General features: G+C 53.4%; 8 protein-coding genes and 1 pseudogene. 3 read left to right on the top strand and 6 right to left on the bottom strand.

The annotated features are described in order from the left end of the window. A pseudogene (locus POG22_RS04390) lies at positions 1-116 on the top strand (ISKra4 family transposase); the annotation flags it as partial. Between the two features lie 309 nt (positions 117-425). On the opposite strand, the gene POG22_RS04395 reads toward POG22_RS04390, so the two are convergent. The 6 genes from POG22_RS04395 to POG22_RS04420 form a co-directional block, all read right to left on the bottom strand. Then, the gene (locus POG22_RS04395) at positions 426-1,373 is read right to left on the bottom strand and encodes an NAD(P)-dependent alcohol dehydrogenase (protein WP_498903834.1); all 948 of its coding nucleotides are present in this window, start codon (positions 1,371-1,373) and stop codon (positions 426-428) included. A gap of 32 nt (positions 1,374-1,405) precedes the next feature. Continuing rightward, entirely contained in the window at positions 1,406-2,269 is an 864-nt protein-coding gene (locus POG22_RS04400; RefSeq protein WP_017661612.1) for a universal stress protein, read from the bottom strand. Between the two features lie 248 nt (positions 2,270-2,517). After that, positions 2,518-2,907, bottom strand: a complete 390-nt coding sequence (locus POG22_RS04405) for an ArsR/SmtB family transcription factor (protein ID WP_017661610.1) — start codon at positions 2,905-2,907, stop codon at positions 2,518-2,520. A 100-nt stretch (positions 2,908-3,007) separates the two neighbouring features. Next, on the bottom strand, positions 3,008-3,517 hold the full coding sequence (gene accB, locus POG22_RS04410) for an acetyl-CoA carboxylase biotin carboxyl carrier protein (RefSeq protein ID WP_063715261.1): 510 nt from the start codon (positions 3,515-3,517) through the stop codon (positions 3,008-3,010). 152 nt (positions 3,518-3,669) lie between these two features. Then, on the bottom strand, positions 3,670-4,227 hold the full coding sequence (gene efp, locus POG22_RS04415) for an elongation factor P (protein ID WP_017661608.1): 558 nt from the start codon (positions 4,225-4,227) through the stop codon (positions 3,670-3,672). A gap of 35 nt (positions 4,228-4,262) precedes the next feature. After that, positions 4,263-4,388, bottom strand: coding sequence for a hypothetical protein (locus POG22_RS04420; protein WP_498903837.1), 126 nt, complete (start codon positions 4,386-4,388; stop codon positions 4,263-4,265). 48 nt (positions 4,389-4,436) lie between these two features. On the opposite strand from POG22_RS04420, the gene POG22_RS04425 reads away from it, so the two are divergent. Continuing rightward, positions 4,437-5,561: a peptidylprolyl isomerase gene (locus tag POG22_RS04425; protein WP_063715263.1), complete on the top strand. Its 1,125-nt coding sequence runs from the start codon at positions 4,437-4,439 to the stop codon at positions 5,559-5,561. A 208-nt stretch (positions 5,562-5,769) separates the two neighbouring features. Beyond that, on the top strand, positions 5,770-5,958 hold the full coding sequence (locus POG22_RS04430; protein WP_498903839.1) for an IS1/IS1595 family N-terminal zinc-binding domain-containing protein: 189 nt from the start codon (positions 5,770-5,772) through the stop codon (positions 5,956-5,958). The last annotated feature ends 119 nt before the right edge of the window (positions 5,959-6,077 follow it).

Raw genomic sequence — 6,077 nt, forward strand, 5'->3', positions numbered from 1 at the left:
CGGTCAAGCAGATTGGTCGGCGTCTCAAGATTTCCGGCGCTCAGTGGGAACGTCAGAACGTTCCACAAGTCCTCAAGCAACGCTGTGCTTATCTCAATGGAGACTTTTACGCCTGACACTTGCAAAACTGGGATGCACCCGTCCAACCTACCTCAAACTCATATTTTTACAAAAGTGAGATGAACCGTTTACTGAATAATACGGAGTCCAAATCTCAACGCTTCAACTTCGCTCACTTCGACTTCGCTCGGACTCAAATACTGGTTTTGCCCGATCTGATAAATCCCTCTCTGTGTCCTCTGTGTCTCTGGGCGTGAAGACTTCTTGAAACCTAGCTTATCGGAAAAGGAAGGAGTATAAATTCCTGTCGAGGAGCTTCGCTCCCGATCCGAGAGCCAGGTAAAGCCACGCTCGATCGACAATTATCAACCATCAACTGTTAAAACGATTTTGCCCGTAGCTCGTCCAGTTTCACTGTAACTTTGGGCGTCGATAATATTGGAAAGAGGATAAGTGCGATCGATCTGGGGTTTAACTTTTTCTTCTTCAATTAGTTCGGCTAAAGCTTGCAAATCTCGACTTTTGGGTTGAGCGAGAACGATCTTGGCTTTTTGTCCGGGGAAGAAAAACGTTTGGGCGATCGCCGCAAAGAGTTCGGGACTCGGAAGCGTCGAAACGTAGACACCTTCGGGATTGAGAACGCGGGAACATTCAGAAAACGATCGCTTGCCAACTGCATCGAACACGATATCATAGCGATCGCTCTGACGGGTAAAATCCTCGCGGGTATAATCGAGAACGCGATCGCTCCCCAACATCCGAACGAGATCGGCGTTCGCACCGCTACAAACTCCCGTCACCGTCGCAGAAAAGGCTTTAGCAATTTGCACGGCGAACCCGCCGACACCGCCAGACGCGCCGTTGATGAGAACGGAAAACCCAGGCCGCAACTGCCCTAAATCTAACAGCGATTGCATCGCCGTCAACCCCGCCAAAGGAGCGGCGGCGGCCGCTTCAAAGCCAATATTACGGGGTTTGAGCGCCAGTTGAGACTCGGGGATCGTTACGAATTCAGCATAAGCCCCCCCGTTGATGGGGTTGGCGAAGCCGAACACTTCGTCTTCCGGTTGAAACTGACTGACGCGATCGCCGACGGCTTCGACGATACCCGCCACGTCTGCACCGAGACGCAGGGGAAAATCGAACCCCGACAGCAAAGCCAAGTCGCCGCGACGAATTTTCCAATCGACGGGATTCACACTGCTGGCGCGAACCTTAACGAGAACGCGATCGCCCTGGGGAACGGGGGTTTCGATATCGCGATATTGCAACACGTCCGGCGAACCGTAGCGATCGATCGTGACAGCTTTCATAAAATACCGAAAAATGTCGAACGCTTTCGATTTTAACGGAAGAGCCAAACGGGAATGTGGCAGCGGCGCAACATTTGCTCCGTCGTACTCCCGATGACGAGGTGGCGAATGCGATTGTGACCGTAAGCTCCCATCACCATCATATCGATGGGGTGGGTTTCCACGTAATTGGAAATGGCGTTTTCCGTTTCCCCGTGGAGTAAGTGGCAAACCGGCTCGAATCCCGCCGTTTTCAAGCGAGTTTCGGCTAATTTCAACTTATCCCGTCGGTCGTCGTCTCGATTGCTTTTCGCCACCGTAACGACGTGCATCGTCAACCCTTGAAACACAGGAGACGAGACGATGAAATCCAAGGCTTTCTGACAGCCTTTCCCGCCGTCGTAAGCTAAAACAACGTTGCGAACGGGATGGAAATCGCGCGACGTTACCAAACAGGGCTTGTGGCTCGATCGCACGATGCGTTCCATGTTCGCCCCGAGGTGTTCGGACGCAAACCCCGCCGTTTCGCCCCGTTTCCCCATCACGATAACGTCGGTCTGTTGCTCGAACTCGTGCAACAAATCCACTAAAAACCCGGTGCGATGGGTTTTGGTAATCCGTTCGACGCCTCGCTCCCGCAACCGTTTTTCAGCGTCGTCGAGGACGATCTGAGCGCGAGCGTGGTGCAGGGTGGCGGTTTCCCGTTCCAAATCCACGAGGCGATCGAGCAGTTCTTGATAGGCGTCGATGCCAATACTCCCGCTGTAATCGGGATGTTGTAATGCCTGCTGTTTCCGTAAATCCGTGACGTACAACACCTCGATCGCGCCGTCGATACGCTGCGCCAGCCACGCGGCGTACTCGTAGCCAATTTGTGCGAAGGCCGAGCCGTCCGTACACAAGAGAATGTGTTTCATCGCTGCTTCTGAAAACGTTAGAATGGTTCGTAGGGAAAATCCCCCATCCTCGATCGCTGGGGTACGGTTGGCTCCGTTCGACACGACGAGGCGGTCGAAAAAGGTGATCGCGCTATAGCGCCCTCAAACCTCAAACGTCAAGCCCTCGAACGAAATCTGCGATCGCTCCGGGTTCTGGAATTCTCCCGGTTGCATTCTCGATCGCGGGGAACTCCCAACTCACCTCGGTCTCGAACTTCGAGAAGGCCTTACTCGTCCTCAGCGGACTCCTTCTTATCGTCGGCTTGGGGACGACTCGAAAAGCTGAAGGCGCGGAAATGCCGAGCTTGCTGTTCGATACGAGTTGCGAGGCGATCGCACACCAAATGGCACAACTCGAACGTCAGTTCGTCCTCGACGCGATAGTAAGCCGACGTTCCCTCCGTGCGCCGAGCGAGGATGCCAGCTTGCAGCATCACTTTCAAGTGTTTCGACACGTTGGCCTGGCTCGTCTGCGTTGCCTCAACGAGTTCCTGAACGCACTTTTCTTCGTCGCGCAGTAGGTTCAAAATCTTCAACCGCATCGGTTCGCTGAGGATGCTGAAATACTCGGCGACGTGTTTCGTCACTTCTTTAGGGATAGGCTGCACGGATTTCATCGGGTTTAACGCCAAAGGGTTACGATCGCAGAATTTAGATCGTGAGATCGATTTCGTCGATGCCGATCGAGCGATAGAGGCGGCCGGTCGCCGCCCGTTATCAAGCCGGAAGAATTCGCATCAACGGCTGGTCGTATTCAACGGGTTCGCCGTTTTCAACCAAAATCTCCACCACTTCTCCGGCAACTTCCGATTCGACTTCGTTCATTAGTTTCATCGCTTCAATGATACACACCGTTCGACCCGTTGTGATGCGATCGCCCACCTCCACGAACGGCGGTTCGTCCGGGGCTGGGGCGCGATAAAACGTTCCCACCATCGGCGAAACAATTTCGACCCATTTCGGCTCCGAAGATGGCGGGGGGGGCGACGCGGCCTCGGCACCGTTGGACGGGTTCGCTGGGGGAACGGGTGTCGGAGCCGTCGGCATCTGGCCTCCGGTGGCAGCAGCCAGGGCTGACAGGTCGATCGAGGAAGCGGTCTCGACGAGACCGCCTCGGGTTTTACGAACGGTCAGTTCCAGGTCGCTGCTTTTGAGTGTCAGCTCTGCTATATCCGTTTTATCTAAATCTGCGAGAAGCTCGCGCAGTTGGTTGAAATCCAGTTGCACTGTGTTATGTCCGCTATCTATCCAAATTCTCTCAATGCTCGAAAAACGCGAAAAAGCTGTCGGGCTTGGAGTCGAGAGGGGGTTAAGTCGGAAAGGATCGAGGGGTTTTCGTTCTCAGTTCCCTTCTCCCCCGTCAAGGTTTTGAACTCGAGTTACTCCCGTCCCAAATACGTATCGGAGCGCGTATCGATCTTGATCCGCTCGCCGACCGAAATAAACAACGGCACCATCACTTGCGCCCCAGTTTCGACAGTGGCGGGTTTGGTTCCGCCCGTGGCCGTATCGCCTTTAATTCCCGGATCGGTTTCGGTCACTTCCAGCACGACGGAGTTGGGAAGTTCGACTTCCAACACCTGGTCGTTCCAGCGCACCACGTTGACTTCCATGCCTTCGATGAGGTACTTCACGCCGTCGCCGATTTGCTCGGCGCTGAGGCGAGTTTCCTCGTAGGTTTCCATGTCCATAAAGACGAACTGCTCGCCTTCGCGATAGGTGTGCTGCATCACCCGTTTGTCGAGGTTCGCTTGTGGAACGGTTTCCCCAGCGCGAAACGTGCGTTCGACGGTGTTTCCACTTTGCACGTTTTTGAGTTTCGTGCGGACGAACGCCGAACCTTTCCCCGGTTTGACGTGCAGGAATTCTACGACGCGCCACACTCCGCCATCGAGTTCGATAGTGACGCCAGTTCTAAAGTCATTTGAGGAGATCATGAATCTCGTCCGTGCAGAACAATCGGCAACCTATTTTACCCCCGAGCGGTTCGTTTCCGGCAGTTTCGTCCGGTAAGTTCCTGGCGATCGTCGGTGTGAGTCTGCCGAGATTCTGCAACGCGATCGATGAATTTGTCTGAGGGAACGATCCCCTCTGGCACTATGATTAAGGAACAACGCTCGATGGAAACTCAAAACGACGAAAAAGCATGGACGTATTGAAACGCTGGCTCAAAGTCGGCCTGTTCGCGCTCGTACTGCTCCCGCTATCCCTCGGCTTGAGTGCTGCGTGGTGGGGGGGCGATAACGACAACTACCGCGAGAGTCGGATGCCTCAAGGTAACCCCGTAACCGATCCGCGATCGCTCCTGCAATACGCGCTGCCGATCGAAAACGACTCGGTTCGCCGCATCCAACGCAGCTTGGAGGATATCAGCACCCAACTGCGGGCGCGAAAACGTTGGTCGGCAGTGGCAAGCGACGTCAGAAGTGCCAAATCGACACTGTCTTACCGAAAAGACGAGCTGTTCGCGAGCGTCCCGCCCTCCCGTCAAGCTCGAGCGCAGGAAAAGCTGGCGCAACTCGAAAACGGGATCCTCGAACTCGAAACGGTCGTCGAGGAGCAGGATAAGGAACGGGCTTGGCTGGTCCGCCGAGAGCTTCTCGATACCCTCGGCGAGTTCGAGGAGTTGATGGTCGATGGTTTTCCGTTCGACGTGCCTGACGAGTACGCCGGTTTACCTCAGTTAAAAGGACGGGCGACGATCGAAGTCACGACGAACCAGGGAACGCTAACGCTGGTCGCCGACGGCTACAACGCTCCCGTGACGGCAGGTAATTTTGTTGATTTGGTCGATCGCGGTTTTTACGACGGACTGCCTTTTATTCGGGCTGAGGACAATTACGTGCTGCAAATTGGCGATCCGCCCGGTTCTGAGGACGGTTTTGTCGATCCTGACACGGGCGAATATCGCACGATTCCGCTCGAAATTCGCGTTCGTAGCGAGAACGAACCGATTTATGGGTTTACGTTAGAACAAATTGGTTTGTATCGCGAACAGCCGGTTCTGCCGTTTTCGGCTTACGGAACGCTGGGGATGGCTCATCGGGATTTGGAACCTAACAGCGGTTCGTCTCAGTTCTTTTTCTTTTTGTTCGAGCCGGAACTGACCCCGGCCGGGTTGAATTTGCTCGACGGCCGCTATGCGGCGTTCGGTTACGTTGTTGAAGGGGCTGAGGTTCTCGAGAAACTGACGAAAGGCGATCGCATCGAATCGGCTTCTGTCGTCGAGGGGTTAGAAAATCTGGTACGACCGGGCGAAACGTCGGCGTAACGGGTTTTTGAATTTTGAATTTCGAGAAACCTTCGATCGACCCGGTATTGTCAAGATACCGGGTTTTTCGATCGCTCGAGATGTTTGGATTGAAGTTCCCTGAAGGGAACCTCGAACAATTGATTCTGGCTGAAACCCTCGAAATCTCGTTTTAAATTCGGTGGTATTATACAGTAATGATGAAAAGATTTTTCTGTGGTTTATGCTTATGATTTGTTCTAAATGCGGCAGTGAAGATCGCGTCAAAAATGGTCACACCTATTATGGAAAGCAGAGATTTAAATGTAAAGATTGTGGTCGTCAGTATGTTGAGGGATCTCAATACCAACATATTTCTGAAGAAACCGGGGAATTAGTCGTTCGCGAAGCGGAACGGAGTTCTCTCGACTTCTTTTAGAACGCCAATTCAAAAATGAAATGCAACACCGGTGGGTTTACGAATAAAGGCTCATCGGCTATACTTCGATCTTTCATGAATAATTACCTAATTGAAGATCGAACCAATGAGCCATCACC

It is taken from the genome of Geitlerinema sp. CS-897, from assembly GCF_028368005.1.
Lineage (GTDB): Bacteria > Cyanobacteriota > Cyanobacteriia > Cyanobacteriales > Geitlerinemataceae > Baaleninema > Baaleninema simplex.